The sequence below is a fragment of the Streptomyces sp. PA03-5A genome (assembly GCF_033792725.1).
Classification (GTDB): domain Bacteria; phylum Actinomycetota; class Actinomycetes; order Streptomycetales; family Streptomycetaceae; genus Actinacidiphila.
Genome location: NZ_JARAVL010000044.1, coordinates 60,815 through 77,241 on the forward strand (window position 1 = coordinate 60,815; position 16,427 = coordinate 77,241).

Below are 16,427 nucleotides of genomic sequence, written 5' to 3' on the forward strand. Positions count from 1 at the left end.
TCGGCCTCGGTCGTGGGCGCCGGTGTTCCGGCGTCCTCCGATGTCTTCGACGTTACGCACCGATGCGGTCAGTTCCGGTCCGCGATGGGCCGCGAGGAGAAGGCTCCCTCGGAGAGGACCGGGACGACGGTGGCGGCGTCGAACTCGGTGGCGATCGCGACGTCCTCCGGGAAACCGCCGCCGCTGAGCTCGCGCCCTGAGGCGCAGGCCGCGACGGTGCCGGCGGGGTCGGGCGCCCCGGTGAAGGCGGCCGCCGCGGCGCGCGCCTCGGGGGAGAGCGTCACGGCGGGGGCGTGCCCCCGCAGCGCGGTGACGAGCGCACCGGCGCCGAGCAGGTCCTCCAGGGCGGGCCGCAGGGTCCCGTCGGGCCAGCGCTCGCCCGCGGCGATCACCGCGACGGGGCGGTCCCGGACGCCGTAGCCGTGCCGGGCGAGCCACGCGCCGACGGCGGTCGCGTTGCGCAGGCAGGCGGCGACGACGGTCGCCGCCTCCCCGGCCGCCGCGGCGATCGTCGATCCGTTGGGCGAGGGCAGCACCAGCCGCGGGGTGTACGGCGCACGGCGCAGGGCGGCGGGGGACAGCGACCACGGCGAGCGTTCGCTGACCTCCCGCCGCCCCACGGCCAGCCGCGCCCCGACCCGCCGCGCGTACGCGGCCGCCGTCGCGTCGCGCCAGGCGTACGGGTGCACCGCGGTGCCCGCCTCGACGGCCACCGTCACCGCGGTGGTGAAGGACAGGACGTCGACGACGACGAGGCACGCCACGTGCGCCCCGATCCGCCGGGCGCCTTCCGGTCCCCACTCGAACCGCACCCCGTGGCGTGTCTGCAGAAACCATTCCTCGCTCATGGGCGAGGACTATGCCGCCGCGGACCTCTCCTGTACATCGGCGACCGCGCAACTGACGTTGTCCGGACCGCCGGCGGCGTTGGCCAGCCCGACCAGCGTGCGCACCGTCTCCCCGGGCCCGGCGCCGGAGGCGAGCACCCGGCGCAGCTCGTCGTCCGGGACGACGGTGGACAGGCCGTCCGTGCACAGCAGGTAGCGGTCGCCGGGACGCGGGTCGTGCAGCCGCAGGTCGGGCAGGCGCCCGGCGGGACGGGTGCCGGAACCCAAGGCCCGTACGAGCAGCGACCGCTGGGGGTGCGAGGCGGCTTCGGCCTCGGTCAGCCGGCCCTCGTCCACCATCGACTGCACCATCGTGTGGTCGTGCGTGATCCGGAACAGTTCGCCGTCGCGCAGCAGGTACGCCCGGGAGTCCCCGATGTGGACGAGGGCCAGCCGCTCCCCGGACCACAGCAGCGCGGTGAGCGTGGTGCCCGAGTCCGCGAAGCCGCGTACGGTCTCGTCGGCCCTGTCCAGGGCGTCCTGCAGCAGGTCCAGCAGACCGCCGGGGGCGGCAGCGGCGTCGAGCTCCTTCAGCGCGTCGACGGCGGCGGCGCCCGCCGGCGCCCCCTCGTCTCCGAAGCCGTCGGCCACCGCCAGCAGCCGGGCGCCGGCGTAGGCGGTGTCCTGGTTGCCGGGCCGGACCAGGCCGGCGTCGGAAAGGGCGGCGTAGCGCAGTTCCAGGGAGCGGTTCGCGTGGTTGGAGTCGTTCGCGTCATTCACGACGGAGTCCTTCCGGGACAGGTGATCGACGAGGAAGGCGGCCAGGTCCCGCCGCGCGCCGTGCGCGGCCTCGGCCTGCGCCCAGTACGCCCGGATCTCCCGCGCGGCGGCGGGCGCGTCCAGCGCGCACACCTCACGTATGCGGGCCAGCGGCATCCCCAGCCGCCGCAGCCAGGCCACGAGCCGGGCGCGCTCCAGTTGGGCGGGGGCGTAGTGGCGGTAGCCGGTCAGCGGATCGACCCGCGCGGGCGTCAGCAGCCCCAGCTCGTCGTACAGCCGCAGCGCCTTCGGCGACAGCCGGGACGCCTTCGCGAACGCCCCGATCGTCAGCGAGTCCATGGCGGGCTCCCTCCCTCGGGCCGGGCAAGCCGCCCGGCCGCTTCGATGCTGTGGCCTGCCCCAAGGTCAAGGTCAACCGGCCACCCGGGCGCGGTTCACAGGGCGATCGGCCGGTAGGCGAGCGCGGCGTCGACGATCCGTTCGGGCGGGGCGTCCGCGAGGCCGGCCGGGGGGTGGAAGAGCAGGTCGCAGGCCCGGGGGTGCGGGGTGTTGCAGTCGAAGAGCCGCAGGTAGTAGTCGGTGTCCTCGCCGGCCGGGTCGGCATCGACACGGCGGACGATCTCGACGAGTTCCTCACGCGTGATGTCCGCCACCCGCGGCCGGGCGGGCCGGGCGGGCCGGGCGGCCTCCCGGGCGAACCCTTCCAGGTCGCGCGACACGTCGTACCGGACGAAGTCGGACAGCAGGTAGTCGTGGCCCGTGCGCTCGTTGAAGGCGGCCACGGCCTCCTCCGTCGGTTCGCCGGAGCCGGCCAGGTCCTCGATCCGCTCGATCTCACGGGCGACCTCCGCCAGTCGTTCCGGGTTGACGGGCGGCGGGAGCAGTTCGGCGCGCAGGTCCACGGCGGCATTATGCGGGCCGGGGCCGACAGCGGGCCGGGGCGGCGCCGTGGGTTCGCCGCGGCCGGCTGGGCCGTGCGGGGGATGTCACATCCCCTTAACGAGACTTTTGCAAGCATCTTGCTTGCAAAAGTTAGCACCGCGCGGCATCCTCGGAGGCATGGCTTCACTGAACGTCGGCACCCTCGGTGAGTACCTGCGGGAGCAGCGGCGCAACGCGCAGTTGTCCCTGCGTCAGCTCGCCGACGCCGCGGGGGTGTCCAACCCCTACCTCAGCCAGATCGAGCGCGGGCTGCGCAAGCCCAGTGCCGAGATCCTGCAGCAGCTCGCCAGGGCGCTGCGCATCTCCGCCGAGACCCTGTACGTGCAGGCAGGGATCCTCGACGAGCGGGACCAGGGCGAGGGGATGGAGGTGCGGACCGCCATCCTGGCCGACACGGCGATCAACGAGAAGCAGAAGCAAGTCCTCCTGCAGATCTACGAGTCGTTCCGCAAGGAGAACGCCGCAGTGGAGGAAGCTCTTGACGAGCAGCCCGCCGCGCCGCGCGAGCACGTGGCGAAGAAGGCGGCGAAGAAGGCTGTCGCCGTGCTGAAGCCGAACGCGTCCGGACCGGCCGGACCGGGCAGCGGCGACGACGCCGCGGCCGCCGGGTGACCGGCTGCGCCCGGTCGCGCGGAACGGGCGACTGAACAGACGTACACGCCACCATCCTCAAACGGGAGAAACCCTCATGGCGATCACCGAAGACATCGTCAAGACCCTCAAGGACCCGACCCCGCTGTACGCGCTGGCCGGGACCGCGGACCTCGCGGCCGAGAAGCTCAAGGAGGTCCCGCCGCTGATCGAGAAGATCCGCGCCGAGGCCCCCGAGCGGATCGAGAAGATCCGCGGCACCGACCCCAAGGCCGTGCAGGAGAAGGTGACCGCGCAGGCCAAGGACGCCCAGACCAAGGCGCAGGCCAAGGTCAACGAGCTCCTGGGCACCATCGACGGCGACCTGCGCAAGCTGCGTGACTCCGCACAGGACTTCGCGCTGCAGCAGGTGGGCCGTGCCGCCGAGTACGCGGTCCGTGCCAAGGAGGCCTACGACGGCCTGGCCGAGCGCGGCAAGGACGCGGTCGCGACCTGGCGCGGCGAGGCCGCCGACCAGGTCGAGGACATCGCGGTCGCGATCGAGCCCGAGCCCGTCCCGGCCGCGCGGCAGGCGCCGGTCGCGGACATCAAGCCCGCCCCGGCTCCTTCCCCGGCCCCCGCCCCCGCCCCGGCCCCGGTGCAGGACGGCCAGGCGAAGAAGGCCCCGGTCAAGAAGGCCCCCGCCGCCAAGAAGCCCGCGACGCCGGGCAAGCCCGCTTCCTGAGCGGCCGGAACATCACGGGCCGGGCACGCGTGGCGTGCCCGGCTCGTTGTGCCGGTACGGTGGGAGCCGATGACGGAGGTGGACGGCAATGCTGGTGCAGGGCTTCTACAACTTGCTGGGCTGGATCTCCATCGCCCTGCTGGTCTTCGCGCTCTTCGCGCTGGTCGACGCGGCCATCCGGCGTGAGGACGCCTACCGGGCGGCGGACAAGAAGACCAAGCCCTTCTGGCTGATCATCCTCGCCGTGGCGGCGGCGCTGATCGCGATCCTGCCGATCATGTCGTTCCTGCCGGTCATCGGCCTGATCGCGGTGATCGTCTACACGGTGGACGTGCGTCCCGCCCTCAAGCAGGTGTCCGGTCCGCGACGGCGCGGCGGCGGCAGCAGCAGCGACGGCCCGTACGGCCCCTTCAACCGCTGAGGCGGAGTTCCCCCCGGCCGGCGGACCGGCCGGGCCCTCGGATCAGGCGCCCGACTCCAGGAGCATGAGGGCGACGTCGTCCGTCAGCTCCCCGCCGTTGAGCTCCCGTACCTCCGTCATCGCCGCGTCCAGCAGCTCCTCGCCGGCGAGTCCGGCGGACAGCTGCCGCCCGACCAGCTCGACCATGCCGTCCTGGCCCAGCCGCTGCGCGCCCAGGCCGATCCGGCCCTCGATGAGCCCGTCGGTGTAGAGCATCAGGCTCCACGCCTCGCCCAGCTCGAAGCGCGCGCCCTCCCAGCAGTCCCTCTGGGGCAGCAGCCCGAGCGCCGGGCCGCCGTGCTCGTACGGCAGCAGCTGCGGTGCCATCCCGGACAGCGACACCAGCGGCGCCGGGTGACCGGCCAGCCAGAGGTCGGCGGCGCGGCCGTCCGGGCTGATGTCGACCTGGCAGAGGGTCGCGAAGATCTCGTCGTGGGACCGCTCGTGCTCCAGGACCTCCTGCAGGGTGCCCAGCAGGGCGGCCCCGCACAGTCCGGCCAGGGTCAGCGCGCGCCAGGCGATGCGCAGCTCGACGCCGAGGGCGGCCTCGTCCGGGCCGTGGCCGCAGACGTCGCCGATCATCGCGTGCACGGTGCCGTCCGGGGTGCGGACGGTGTCGTAGAAGTCGCCGCCGAGCAGGGCCCGGCTGCGGCCGGGCCGGTAGCGGGCGGCGAAGCGCAGGTCGGCGTCGTGGAGCAGCGGCGTGGGGAGCAGCCCGCGTTCCAGCCGCGAGTTCTCCTGGGCGAGCAGCCGGGTCTCGGTCAGCTGGCGCTGGGCGACGTCGGCGCGCTTGCGCTCCACGGCGTAGCGGATGGCCCGGGTCAGGTGGGACGGGTCCAGGTCGGCCGGGGTCAGGTGGTCCTGGGCGCCGACGCGGACGGCCTCGGCGGCGCGCTCGGCGTCGGTGTCCGTGCCGGCGGTCAGCACCAGCACGGCGGTGCGCGGGGCGAGGCGCAGCAGCTGCCGCAGGCTGTCCAGCCCGTCGGAGACGCCCTCGGCGGCGGGGGCGGACAGCTCCAGCAGGATGCAGTTGACGTCGTCCCTGAGCAGCCGCTCGGCCTCGGTCAGGTTGCGGGCGCGGCGGATGCGGACCCGTGTGCCGGAGACGTCCAGCAGGTCGGGGACGGTGAAGGCACCGACCGGGTCCTCACCGATGACGAGCAGGGTCAGGGCAGGGGAGGTCCGGCCGTCGGCCAGGGTGGTTTCCTGGCGCGGCCCCGGCACGACGGCGTACTGGTCGGTGCGCCGCTCGGTCGCGGACATCGGCGACATCGGACAATTCCTTCCCTCCCCCCGAGGGCAACGTCCCGGAGCGGTCGGATCGGTCGGATCGGTTGCTCAGCTCCGAGAACACTGAAGGGCGACCATAGCGGTAGCGCCCGGCGGCGGGGGAGGCCCTGTTGGTAAACCGCCCGTGTCATATGCGGTTCTGAGCTGCGGATTTCGACCGCGGAGGGACGAAGCGGGCATGACCAACGTCACGTTTGCTCGGAGACGGGGTGGTACGGGTCACGCGGCCGGGGTCACAGGACGCAGGTCACAGCGCGGCGGCCCCACGCAGCCGCCCGGCACGGCCGCGTGCGGTCATCCGGGGCGCACGACGCCGAGGACGGGCATCGACCCGGCCCCCGCCATCGTGATCCGCCGCCCGGGGCGCGGCGCGTGGACGATGGCGCCGTCGCCCACGTAGATGCCGACATGGCTGGCGTCGTCGAAGTAGACGACCAGGTCGCCCGGGCGCATCGCCGCCATGGGGACGTGCGGCAGGAGCCGCCACTGCTCCTGCGAGGTGCGCGGGATGCCGACCCCCGCGGCGCGCCAGGCGGCCCGGGTCAGCGCGGAGCAGTCGTACGCGGCCGGGCCGTCCGCCCCCCATTCGTACGGCTTGCCGATCTGCGCCGCGGCGAAGGCGACCGCCGCGGCGCCCTGCCGTGTGGCGCCGGCGGCGTTGCGGCGCAGGTGGGTGGCGGCGTCGGTGCGCAGCCAGGCCACCTGGGAACGGTAGGCGGCCTCGTCCTCCAGCCGTTCCAGCCGTGCCCGCTCCCGGGCCTCCAGGCCGGCGAGCAGGCGTTTCGCCCGGGTCAGACGCGCGGTGACCTCCCGCTCGGCGTCGGCCGCCTCCTTCTGGTCGGCCACGAGGCGCTCCCAGGCGGCGGTGGCGGAGCGGGCGTAGGCGCCCAGCTCCGCCGTGGTGGTGCGCAACTGCTCGATCGTGGTGCCGGCGGCCTGGGCGCCCCGGTCGGCGAGGGCGAGCCCGTCCAGGAAGGCGTCCGGGTCGTCGCTGAGCAGCAGGTCGAGCCCGGGGCCGATGCCGCCGCCGCGGTACTGGGCGCGGGCGAGCGCGCCTGCCCGGGCGGTCAGGGTGCGCAGCCGGATCTGCTCCCGGTCGATGACGCGGGCGAGCGCGACGATCTCCTTCTGCTGGGCGAGGACCCGTTCGTGCGCGGCGTTGTAGGTGTCGGTGGCGCGTTCGGCCTGCCGGTAGAGGGTGCCGACCTCGGCCCGTACGTCCTGGAGCGTGCGGGGCGGGCGGGGCGGATCGGCGTGCGCGACCTGCACGGGGGCGGCGAGGAGCAGCAGCGCGGCACAGGCCAGGCAGGCCGTACGCTTCATGCGGGCACCTCCGCAGCACACATCTGACGGTCCGTCACATGACTGTGGATGGTGCCACGGAAGACGCGAATCGGCCAGAGCCGTGGGCCGGTGCACCGCCCTCCGGCGCCATGTCGGCCCGGCCCGGGACGTGTTCGGCGGCCGTGGAGGGGTGCCGACGGCTGCCGTCGGCGGGCGGGATCGGCCCGGTGCGGCGGGGCGCCTGCGTCGTCGTGTACGGATCCGACACGCGCCCCGCGCATCGTCCGGGCGGCGTGGCGACCGAGCCGCGGGGATCAGTCCGGTGCCGGGGCCAGGGCCTCCCAGCGGACGGTCACCTCGCCCTGGCGCCAGCGGGACGGGGTGTCGGTGACGGGCCAGCCGCCCGGGCCCGCCAGGCTGCGCACCGTGCGGATCCAGCGCTGCCGTGCGCCCAGGGAGGCGAAGGGCGCGGCGGCCGCCCACGCGCGGTCGAAGTCGGTGAGGAACGTGTGCACGGGCTCGCCCGGCACATTGCGGTGGATCAGCGCCTTGGGCAGCCGCTCCGCCAGGTCGGAGGGGCGCTCCAGCGAGCCGAGCCGGGTGGCGAAGGTCACCGTGCGCGGGCCCTCGGGGCCGAGCGCCACCCACACGTGGCGGCGGCCGATCTCGTCACAGGTGCCCTCCACCAGCAGCCCGTCCGGCGCGAGCCGGGACCGCAGGCGGGTCCACACCTCGGCGACGCGCTCCTCGTCGTACTGGCGCAGCACGTTCGCCGCCCGGATCAGCGCCGGCCTGCGGCCGTCCGGGAGGGGCACCTCGAATCCGCCGTGCGCGAAGGAGAGCCCCTCGCGGGCGTACGGCCGGGCGGCGGCCACCCGGGCCGGGTCGATCTCGATGCCGACGACCTCGGCGTCGGGGCGCGCGGTGCGCAGCCTTCCCAGCAGCTCCAGGGCCGTCCAGGGCGCGGCGCCGTAGCCCAGGTCCACGGCGAGCGGATCGTCGCTGCGGCGCAGCGCGGGCCCGTGCTGCGCCGCGATCCAGCGGTCCATGCGGCGCAGCCGGTTGGGGTTGGTCGTCCCCCGGGTCACCTCTCCGACCGGCCGTGTCGCGCGCATGCGCCGAGCCTATGCGAGCCCGCGGGCGCCGGATCCGGGCCGGGCCGACGGTCACGCTTTGGCAAAGCGGAAATGGATCTAGGCCTTCCGCTGGTTGTCACCGTTCAGGGGCGGCCTCCGCTCGGCCGCCCGTCGGAGAAGTGGAGGAGGCGACGTGAGCCAGTACGTGGCGAAGGTCCTGGCCGGTGGTGCCCATCGCCGGTTGCGCCGCCATGGCGTCGGTGGACGCCGTCCGCGGCGCGTGGCCATGCTCAGCGTGCACACCTCGCCCCTCCACCAGCCCGGCACCGGCGACGCGGGCGGTATGAACGTCTACATCGTCGAGCTGGCCAAGCGGCTCGCGGAGGGCCCCGGCGTGGAGGTCGAGATCTTCACCCGGGCCACCACGGCCGCCCTGCCGCCCACGGTCGAGCTGGCGCCCGGGGTCCTGGTGCGGCACGTGGACGCCGGCCCGTACGAGGGCCTGGCCAAGGAGGATCTTCCCGCGCAGCTGTGCGCCTTCACTCACGGCGTGATGCACGCCGAGGCCAGCCACCGGCAGGGCCACTACGACCTGGTGCACTCGCACTACTGGCTCTCCGGCCACGTCGGCTGGCTCGCCGCCGAGCGCTGGGGCGTCCCGCTCGTCCACGCCATGCACACCATGGCCAAGGTCAAGAACGCGGCGCTCGCCGAGGGCGACACCCCCGAGCCCACGGCCCGGGTCATCGGCGAGACGCAGATTGTCAACGCCGCCGACCGGCTGATCGCCAACACCGCCGAGGAGTCGGACGAGCTGATCCGGCACTACGAGGCCGACCCCGGCAAGGTCGCCGTCGTCCACCCCGGGGTGAACCTGGACCGCTTCCGGCCGGACGCCCACGGCGGCCGCGCCGGGGCCCGCGCGCGCCTCGGCCTGCCGCAGGACGCGGTGATCCCGCTCTTCGCCGGCCGGATACAGCCCCTCAAGGCGCCGGACATCCTGCTGCGCGCCGCGGCCATCCTGCTGGCGGAGGACCCGTCGCTGCGCGACCGCCTCGTCGTCCCGGTCGTCGGCGGGCCGAGCGGCAGCGGCCTGGCCAAGCCCGAGCGCCTGCAGAAGCTCGCCGCCCGGCTCGGCATCTCCGACCTCGTGCGCTTCCAGCCGCCGGTCGCCCAGGACCGGCTCGCGGACTGGTACCGGGCCGCGTCGGTGCTGGTCATGCCCTCGTACAGCGAGTCGTTCGGGCTGGTCGCCATCGAGGCGCAGGCCTGCGGCACGCCGGTGGTGGCGGCCTCGGTCGGCGGGCTGCCGGTGGCCGTGAAGGACGGCGAGACCGGCTTCCTCGTCGCGGGCCACGAACCGGCCGACTACGCGCGCGCCCTGCGCCGCTTCGTCGAGCACCCGGAGCTGGTGCCCGCCATGGGCGGGGCCGCCGCCCGGCACGCGGGGTGCTTCGGCTGGGACGCGGCGGCCACCAGGACCGCCGAGGTGTACGCGGGTGCGATGGCCGAGCGGCGGCGTCGCCTACGATCGCCGCATGGGTGAGCGGGAGCAGACGGCGGCGCGCGCGGCGGTCGAGCGGGCACTGGAGGACGCCGAACTCGGCTGGGAGACCGGAGCCGGGGGCGAGTACGTCGTCAAGCTCCCCGGCACGCGCAAGCTGTCCACCACCGTGGCGCTGGCGGTGGGGCGGCACACCCTGACGGTCAACGCCTTCGTCGTGCGCCGCCCCGACGAGAACCACGAGGCGTTCTACCGCTGGCTCCTGGAGCGCAACACCCGGCTGTACGGCGTGGCCTACGCCATCGACGCGCTCGGCGACGTCTACCTCTCCGGCCGGCTCCCGCTGGTCGCGGTGACCCCCGAGGAGGTCGACCGGCTGCTGGGTGCCGTCCTCGAGAACGCGGACGGCAGCTTCAACACGCTGCTGGAACTGGGCTTCGCCGGCGCGATCCGCAAGGAGCACGCATGGCGGACCGCGCGCGGCGAGTCCACGCGCAACCTCGACGCGTTCGCACATCTGATTGGCAAGGCCGGCAAGGGTGCCGAGTAGCCTCGCCGCCGCCTGAGCGTCACCAAGGTCTCGATGACGACGGCTCCCACGGCGGCGCCGCGTCGGCGGGACCGTTGTACGGGGCGCGCTCCGCGCCGCACGAGGTGCGGCGCGCCCTGCGCCTCCCGCGCTAGCAGTCCGCCGTCGGCTCCGGCTCCGGTATCCGTACCGGGGCCGGCGGCGCCGTCTCCACCTGCCCGGCCTGCGCCCCGCGCTCCCGCAGCAGCAGCCAGTAGCCGGCGCCGGCGACCGTGCCGACCACGGCGCAGGCGCCCCACACCACGCCACCGCCCCACCGGTCCAGCGCCACGCCGCCCAGCAGCGGCCCGGCGAAGGACGCCGCGGGCCAGGCGAGCGAGTACATGCCCTGGTAGCGCCCCCGGGCGTGGGCCGGTGCCAGGTCGGCGACCAGCGACATCGAGGCCGGCGCGTGCAGGATCTCGCCGATCGTCCACACCGCCACCGTCAGCGCGTAGAAGGGGACCGAACCGGCGAAGGCGGTGAGCCCGAAGCCCCAGCCCATCAGCAGCGTGCCGGCGGTGAGCAGCGCCGCCACACTCCGCCGCTCGACGAGCCGGGTGAGCGGGATCTGCAGGAGCACGATCAGCAGGCCGTTGAGCCCGATGATCAGGCCGTACTGGCTCGCGGAGAAGCCCTGGCGGCCCATGTCGACCGAGAGGGTCGTCGAACCCTGCTGGGTGACCGTGCCCAGCAGGAACGTCAGCGCGACGAACCACATGAAGCGCTGGTCACGCAGGACGACCCCGAGGCCGACCCGCGACTCCCCGCCCCCGGCCGCCCCGGCGGACCGCCCCGGGCTCGCGGGCTCCCGGCCCGGCATGGACTCCGGCACCTTGGCGTAGATCACCAGCGCGCAGAGCACCGTCATGAACGCGTCGCCGAGGAAGAGCCAGAGGTAGCCCTGCGAGGCGATGAGGCCGGCCGCCGCCGAGGAGACGGCGAAGCCGATGTTGATCGCCCAGTAGTTGAGCGAGAACGCCCGCACCCGGTCCGCGGCGGGCACCACGTCCGCCATCATCGCCTGCACCGCGGGCCGCGAGGCGCTGCTCGCCACGCCGATCACGGTGGCCACGCCCGCGATCTCCGCCTGCCCGTCCACGAAGGCCAGCGTCGCCGTGCCGGCCGCGGCCGCGACCTGCGCCAGCAGCATCGTCGAGCGCCGCCCCAGCCGGTCGGTCAGCACCCCGCCGACGACCGCGCCGACGGCGCCGCCGAGGCCGTACAGGGACGCGACGAGACCGGCGTAAGTGGCGGAGTAGCCCCGGTCGAGGGTGAGGTAGAGCGCGAGGAAGGTGACGACGAAGCCGCCGAGCCGGTTGACCAGTGTGCTGGTCCACAGCCACCAGAAGGTCCGGGGGAGTCCCGAGACGGTCTCCCGTACGGCACGTCTGACATCGGGCACGGCGGCTGCTCCTCGCGGCGTCGGGGCGTCGTAGGCGTAATGGGCCAGGATGGCCTGCGCAGCTTACATCGGCCCTCCGGAGGGCACCAAGGGGTTTTCTCTTAGACTCCTTGCCATGGCTGAAGCTCCGTACAAGCTGATCCTCCTCCGCCACGGCGAGAGCGAGTGGAACGCTAAGAACCTCTTCACTGGCTGGGTTGACGTCAACCTGAACGAAAAGGGCGAGAAGGAGGCGGTCCGGGGCGGCGAGCTGCTGAAGGACGCCGGACTGCTCCCCGACGTCGTCCACACCTCCCTCCAGAAGCGCGCGATCCGCACCGCGCAGCTGGCCCTCGAGGCCGCCGACCGGCACTGGATCCCCGTCCACCGCAGCTGGCGCCTCAACGAGCGCCACTACGGCGCCCTCCAGGGCAAGGACAAGGCGCAGACCCTCGCCGAGTTCGGCGAGGAGCAGTTCATGCTCTGGCGCCGTTCCTACGACACCCCGCCGCCGCCGATCGAGGACGGCAGCGAGTTCTCCCAGAGCGACGACCCGCGCTACGCCTCCATCCCGCCGGAGCTGCGTCCGCGCACCGAGTGCCTGAAGGACGTCGTCGACCGCATGCTCCCGTACTGGTACGACGGCATCGTCCCCGACCTCCTCACCGGCCGTACCGTGCTGGTCGCCGCCCACGGCAACAGCCTGCGCGCCCTCGTCAAGCACCTCGACGGCATCTCCGACGCCGACATCGCGGGCCTGAACATCCCCACCGGCATCCCGCTCGCCTACGAGCTCGACGCCGACTTCCGCCCCGTCACCCCGGGCGGCCGCTACCTCGACCCCGAGGCGGCCGCGGCGGCGATCGAGGCCGTGAAGAACCAGGGCAAGAAGAAGTAAGGATCGAGATCACGCCCCCGACCTGCTCTTATGGCGCAGATCGGGGGCGCTTTTACGGTCTGGGCCCAGTGTGGGCCCTCAGTGCCCAGAGTCTTGCGGCCGGAGCGCCAGCCCGAGAGCCTTGCGGGCACGGTCGCGGCTACTCGGCATGAGGTGCGCGTACACCTTCCAGGTCAGGCCCGGATCGGAGTGCCCGAGGTATCGGGCAGGTACCGTCTCCTTCGATCCGCGAACGTGGGAGGTCCTTGTGCACGCCGCTGTCGGGTGCGCCGCGGCCGACCGGGAGGGGAGACGCCTCACCCCCTGCCCGGCTTCCGTGCGGCGGTGTCTCAGCCCTGCGAGAAGGAGAACTTCTCCCACTCCCCGACGGAGGCGGAGCGCGCCCGGAGCATGCCGTAGCCGGTGCCCGTGTAGGCCAACTCGGCGCTCACGTACTGGCCGTTGACGAGGGACCTGATGGTGCAGTAGCTGGGGCAGCGGACTTCGAACTTCTCGAAGCTCTTGACGGCGGCCGCACGCGCCCTGAGCATGCCCACGTCGGCGCCCGTGTAGTTCTTCTCGGCGCTCACGTAACTCCCGGTGCCGTATGAGAAGAGGGTGTAGTACCCGTCCATCGGGCAGAGGGAGAACTTCTCCCAGGGCCCGACGGAGGACGACCGGGCTCGGAGCATGCCGAAGTCGCCCCCGGTGTAGTCCTTCTCCGCGGCGACGAAAAGACCGTTGCCCTTGGACTGGATCTTGATGTCGTCGCAGTGGTCGGTGCCGAGATCCCAGTCAGGGGAGGCCACGGTGACCGTGCCCGACAGAGCCGGAGCGGCGGTCGCGGACGGCGTCGCGGTCAGCACGACTGCGCCCACCGCCACGGCCATGCCGAACTTGCCGGAGATGTTCTTGAGGTTCACGTTCCTGCTTCCTGCGAGCTTCTCGATTTTTGCGCGACGACCTGCCGCGGCCGGCCGGGAACCGGTGGCCGCTGATGGCCGGAGGCGTTCCTGATGCCGACATAAGGCAACCTTGTGGGCATCGACGTCTTATCGACGGGCGGTTGAAGAACGATTGACGCGATGCCGCTCGCCGCCCGGCCCCGCGACCGGAGGCGTCCCCGACGACAGCGGGCCCGGGTGGACCGCCCCGACGGCTCGCCGGCGGCGGAGAACATTGAAGGGCCCCACCACGACCGGTGGGGCCCTTCGACAACGTGCCCGGTGAGGCACTGGCGGAGGTTACGAGATTCGAACTCGTGAGGGGTTGCCCCCAACAGGCTTTCCAAGTCTGTTGGTGCACGTTACGGGCCCATTCATGGCAACCGTATGTGTCCGGCCCAGTCCAGCGGAGTGGTTCAAGGCTGCTGAGGTAGTTACGGAGTTCTCTACCTCATCAAGGCACCCGGCGTCGCTCACGCTCCGCCGGGTGGCCGCGCCCATGCTTCTGTCTCCGCCCCGCTCGGCACGGCCGTCCGCCGCCGCGCGCCCAGAGGTAGGCCCAGGGGCATGAGGTGAGAACCGCGGTGGCTGGGGCGGCCGGGGCTCCGATGCTTTAGGCAGCCAGTGCGGAGCCTTCACACCCATAGGGCGCGCGAGCCTCGAAGATCGGCGCTCACATCGGGCCTTAGCAGGCAGGTCCACAGACCGCCCGAGTCACCGCAAGCTTACGGGCCCCGATCTCTCTCCCCATGGCAGCGTCGGCTCAACGCCTCTCCACGCCGCCCACGCGACCATCTCACGGCTGACACTGCGCACCGTCGCACGCACTATGGCTTCCATGAGATTGACTGGAGACCCGCTCGTTGCACCCCGGATGCTGCTGCTCAACCAAATCAACTTCGTTCCCGGCTGCCGTGTCTACAGCTTTGACCAGAGCAATACTCAGGACTTGTGGATCGGTTCCGGGTGGGCACGCGGAGGGCGTACCTTCCCGAATGATCCGTAAGGTCTCCGAGTAGGCCCGCGTTGCAGCGCGGGTCGGGAAGGCACGCCCCGTGCTCAGCGTAGTCACCGCCGACGGCTCCACCCAGTCCGGCTCCCTGATCGACGAGATCGTGCGGGAAGGCGCCCGCCGGATGCTCGCCGCCGCACTGGAAGCGGAAGTCAACCAGTACATAGCCGAGTTGGCGGCCGAGACCGACGAGTACGGCCGACGTCTCGTTGTCCGCAACGGCCACCACCGGCCCCGGACGGTGGTCACCGCGGCCGGGCCGGTCGAGGTCAAGGCCCCGCGGGTGCACGACCGCCGCGTCGACGATGAGACCGGCGAGCGCAAGCGGTTCTCCTCCAAGATCCTGCCACCGTGGTGCCGCAAGTCCCCGAAGATCTCCGAAGTGCTACCGCTGCTCTACTTGCACGGCTTGTCGTCCGGCGACTTCGTCCCGGCGCTGGAACAGTTCCTCGGCGGCACTGCCGGCCTGTCGGCCGCGACCGTGACACGGCTGACCAGGCAGTGGAGCGAGGACCACGCTGCCTTCCAGAGTCGGGACCTGTCGGATCGCGACTTCGTCTACGTGTGGGCTGACGGTGTGCACCCGAAGGTCCGGCTGGGCCAGGCCCACTCGTGCGTCCTGGTCCTGCTCGGGGTCCGGCTGGACGGCACGAAGGAGCTGATCGCCCTGGCCGAGGGGCTACGGGAGTCGACCGAGTCGTGGGCCGACCTGCTGCGCGACTGCCGCCGGCGCGGCATGCGGGACCCCGAGCTTGTCGTCGGCGACGGTGCCATGGGCCTGTGGCGGGCGCTCGGCGAGGTGTTCCCGGCAGCCAGGCCGCAAAGGTGCTGGGTTCACAAAGCCCGCAACGTCGCGAACGAACTGCCTGCCCAAGTCCGCGCAGCCCGGCGCGACGAAGGCGATGCAGGAGATCTACAACGCCGAGGACCGCACCCACGCCGAGAAGGCGATCGAAACCTTCGCGAAGACCTACGGGGCAAAGTTCCCGAAGGCCGTCGCGAAGATCACCGAGGACCGGGACGAACTACTCGCCTTCTACGATTTCCCTGCCGAGCACTGGATTCACCTGCGGACCACCAACCCCATCGAGTCGACCTTCTCCACGGTCAAGCTCCGCACCAAGGTCACCCGCGGCGCGGGCAGCCCCGCGGCCGCGCTCGCGATGGTGTTCAAGCTGGTCGAGTCCGCTCAAGCGCGATGGCACGCGATCACCGGAGCTCACCTGGTGTCCCTGGTCCGCGCCGGTGCACGATTCGAGAACGGCGTCCTGGTCGAGCGCGAGGAGCAGGCCGCATGAACGTCCACGACATCCTGCAGAACCCGGACGAGCACGTCCGCTTCGCGGCCTACCTCGACAAGCTGGGGCACGTTACCGTAGCGAACGAGCTTGACCTGGTCAGCAGCGTGCTCACTGATCCGGACCAGACGATGGCCCAGTCCGCTGTGCTGCGGCACTTGGACCGTCGAGCCGCCGGCCTCTACCCCGGTCCCGCCTACGAGGAGTGGGCGCAGGCCATGACCCAGGCCGCGATCGACCACCCCTTCCTGGCTCAGCGCCTGCGGGAGTGGTTACTCTTCCGCGCCATCACGCTCAAGCTGCCCTGGCAGCCGGCCGACCTGCTCGCGTCGTCCAACTGGCTCCAGCTCAAGACCGCCGCCGGGTCAAACACCGAGGCCGTCGAGATCCTCGCCGAAGCCGGCCGCACCAAGCGGATTCGCAACGCTGCCAGGACCAGCCTCACCCACCGCAGCTCAAGCTGAAATCAGTTCACCCACAACTCTTGACTATTGCTCCTTTGACCAGCCCCTGTTCCTCAACGCCGGCGACCAGGTGTCGCGCGAGGGTGACAGTCTCGTGATCCACAGGGTCTCGGGGAACGTCGAGCGCCCGGCTGGCGGCTTTTCCACGTGCTACCGGCCACAGCGGTTGCTATAACCGCATGCCACTTTCGTTCCAGATCGGGCGGGGAGTCAGGGGGAAGCGCGGTGCGCAGCGGGCCGCGCCGCCTGGTCCATCCGAGGCGGGGAATCCACAGGTTCGGCCAACGATCGACTCACCTTGCTCCTAACTGATCGTTTCAGAATGAAGGTCGGAGTCGTCGGAGGCAGATGATGCTGCAGGCGAGTTCCAGGAGGCCCTGGTGGAGGTCGGCGCGGCGTTCG

At 72.4% G+C, this 16,427-nt stretch carries 15 protein-coding genes and 1 pseudogene; 8 read left to right on the top strand and 8 right to left on the bottom strand.

Translation table 11 applies throughout. From position 1 onward, the window contains the following. Positions 1–68: 68 nt before the first annotated feature. The 3 genes from PV410_RS38005 to PV410_RS38015 form a co-directional block, all read right to left on the bottom strand. Positions 69–848, bottom strand: coding sequence for a 2-phosphosulfolactate phosphatase (locus tag PV410_RS38005; RefSeq protein WP_500330795.1), 780 nt, complete (start codon positions 846–848; stop codon positions 69–71). A gap of 9 nt (positions 849–857) precedes the next feature. Then, positions 858–1,946, bottom strand: coding sequence for a MerR family transcriptional regulator (locus tag PV410_RS38010; protein WP_500330797.1), 1,089 nt, complete (start codon positions 1,944–1,946; stop codon positions 858–860). Positions 1,947–2,041: 95 nt separating this feature from the next. Then, a complete protein-coding gene (locus tag PV410_RS38015; RefSeq protein WP_500330799.1) occupies positions 2,042–2,509 on the bottom strand; it encodes a bacteriocin immunity protein in 468 nt (155 codons plus the stop codon). A 157-nt stretch (positions 2,510–2,666) separates the two neighbouring features. Between PV410_RS38015 and PV410_RS38020 the strand changes: the two genes are divergently transcribed. The 3 genes from PV410_RS38020 to PV410_RS38030 all read left to right on the top strand — a co-directional run bounded on the left by PV410_RS38020 (position 2,667) and on the right by PV410_RS38030 (position 4,285). Further along, entirely contained in the window at positions 2,667–3,161 is a 495-nt protein-coding gene (locus tag PV410_RS38020) for a helix-turn-helix domain-containing protein (RefSeq protein ID WP_499513159.1), read from the top strand. A 76-nt stretch (positions 3,162–3,237) separates the two neighbouring features. Next, positions 3,238–3,864, top strand: a complete 627-nt coding sequence (locus tag PV410_RS38025) for a hypothetical protein (protein WP_500330800.1) — start codon at positions 3,238–3,240, stop codon at positions 3,862–3,864. Between the two features lie 88 nt (positions 3,865–3,952). Next, entirely contained in the window at positions 3,953–4,285 is a 333-nt protein-coding gene (locus tag PV410_RS38030; protein WP_500330802.1) for a DUF2516 family protein, read from the top strand. Positions 4,286–4,327: 42 nt separating this feature from the next. On the opposite strand, the gene PV410_RS38035 is transcribed toward PV410_RS38030, so the two are convergent. The 3 genes from PV410_RS38035 to PV410_RS38045 all read right to left on the bottom strand — a co-directional run bounded on the left by PV410_RS38035 (position 4,328) and on the right by PV410_RS38045 (position 8,013). Beyond that, positions 4,328–5,596 carry a PP2C family protein-serine/threonine phosphatase gene (locus PV410_RS38035; RefSeq protein WP_500330804.1) on the bottom strand — a complete coding sequence of 423 codons (1,269 nt, stop codon included), beginning with the start codon at positions 5,594–5,596 and terminating at the stop codon, positions 4,328–4,330. Positions 5,597–5,908: 312 nt separating this feature from the next. Further along, on the bottom strand, positions 5,909–6,937 hold the full coding sequence (locus PV410_RS38040; protein WP_500330806.1) for a C40 family peptidase: 1,029 nt from the start codon (positions 6,935–6,937) through the stop codon (positions 5,909–5,911). Between the two features lie 275 nt (positions 6,938–7,212). Beyond that, positions 7,213–8,013, bottom strand: a complete 801-nt coding sequence (locus tag PV410_RS38045; protein WP_500330808.1) for a class I SAM-dependent methyltransferase — start codon at positions 8,011–8,013, stop codon at positions 7,213–7,215. Positions 8,014–8,167: 154 nt separating this feature from the next. On the opposite strand from PV410_RS38045, the gene mshA reads away from it, so the two are divergent. Both mshA and PV410_RS38055 read left to right on the top strand, forming a co-directional pair. Then, entirely contained in the window at positions 8,168–9,520 is a 1,353-nt protein-coding gene (gene mshA / locus PV410_RS38050) for a D-inositol-3-phosphate glycosyltransferase (RefSeq protein ID WP_500330810.1), read from the top strand. Next, entirely contained in the window at positions 9,513–10,028 is a 516-nt protein-coding gene (locus PV410_RS38055; RefSeq protein WP_500330812.1) for a YbjN domain-containing protein, read from the top strand. The genes mshA and PV410_RS38055 overlap by 8 nt, the downstream gene beginning before the upstream one ends. A 130-nt stretch (positions 10,029–10,158) precedes the next feature. On the opposite strand, the gene PV410_RS38060 is transcribed toward PV410_RS38055, so the two are convergent. After that, positions 10,159–11,451, bottom strand: coding sequence for an MDR family MFS transporter (locus PV410_RS38060; RefSeq protein ID WP_500330814.1), 1,293 nt, complete (start codon positions 11,449–11,451; stop codon positions 10,159–10,161). Between the two features lie 115 nt (positions 11,452–11,566). On the opposite strand from PV410_RS38060, the gene PV410_RS38065 reads away from it, so the two are divergent. Continuing rightward, positions 11,567–12,328 (top strand): phosphoglyceromutase, encoded by a 762-nt coding sequence (locus PV410_RS38065; protein ID WP_089227655.1) that lies wholly within the window; start codon positions 11,567–11,569, stop codon positions 12,326–12,328. Positions 12,329–12,657: 329 nt separating this feature from the next. Here the strand turns inward: PV410_RS38065 and PV410_RS38070 are convergent, their stop codons facing one another. Continuing rightward, on the bottom strand, positions 12,658–13,230 hold the full coding sequence (locus PV410_RS38070) for a fascin domain-containing protein (protein WP_500330816.1): 573 nt from the start codon (positions 13,228–13,230) through the stop codon (positions 12,658–12,660). 1,076 nt (positions 13,231–14,306) lie between these two features. On the opposite strand from PV410_RS38070, the pseudogene PV410_RS38075 reads away from it, so the two are divergent. Both PV410_RS38075 and PV410_RS38080 read left to right on the top strand, forming a co-directional pair. Further along, positions 14,307–15,561: pseudogene (locus PV410_RS38075) on the top strand (IS256 family transposase). Beyond that, a complete protein-coding gene (locus tag PV410_RS38080; RefSeq protein ID WP_500330818.1) occupies positions 15,558–16,025 on the top strand; it encodes a hypothetical protein in 468 nt (155 codons plus the stop codon). The pseudogene PV410_RS38075 and the gene PV410_RS38080 overlap by 4 nt, the downstream one beginning before the upstream one ends. Positions 16,026–16,427 lie beyond the last annotated feature (402 nt).

Bases quoted from the DNA above. Each gene is read 5' to 3' on its own strand.
- PV410_RS38005 (WP_500330795.1), bottom strand. From the start codon at position 848: ATGAGCGAGGAATGGTTTCTGCAGACACGCCACGGGGTGCGGTTCGAG.
- PV410_RS38010 (WP_500330797.1), bottom strand. From the start codon at position 1,946: ATGGACTCGCTGACGATCGGGGCGTTCGCGAAGGCGTCCCGGCTGTCG.
- PV410_RS38020 (WP_499513159.1), top strand. From the start codon at position 2,667: ATGGCTTCACTGAACGTCGGCACCCTCGGTGAGTACCTGCGGGAGCAG.
- PV410_RS38025 (WP_500330800.1), top strand. From the start codon at position 3,238: ATGGCGATCACCGAAGACATCGTCAAGACCCTCAAGGACCCGACCCCG.
- PV410_RS38030 (WP_500330802.1), top strand. From the start codon at position 3,953: ATGCTGGTGCAGGGCTTCTACAACTTGCTGGGCTGGATCTCCATCGCC.
- PV410_RS38035 (WP_500330804.1), bottom strand. From the start codon at position 5,596: ATGTCGCCGATGTCCGCGACCGAGCGGCGCACCGACCAGTACGCCGTC.
- PV410_RS38040 (WP_500330806.1), bottom strand. From the start codon at position 6,937: ATGAAGCGTACGGCCTGCCTGGCCTGTGCCGCGCTGCTGCTCCTCGCC.
- PV410_RS38045 (WP_500330808.1), bottom strand. From the start codon at position 8,013: ATGCGCGCGACACGGCCGGTCGGAGAGGTGACCCGGGGGACGACCAAC.
- PV410_RS38055 (WP_500330812.1), top strand. From the start codon at position 9,513: ATGGGTGAGCGGGAGCAGACGGCGGCGCGCGCGGCGGTCGAGCGGGCA.
- PV410_RS38065 (WP_089227655.1), top strand. From the start codon at position 11,567: ATGGCTGAAGCTCCGTACAAGCTGATCCTCCTCCGCCACGGCGAGAGC.
- PV410_RS38080 (WP_500330818.1), top strand. From the start codon at position 15,558: ATGAACGTCCACGACATCCTGCAGAACCCGGACGAGCACGTCCGCTTC.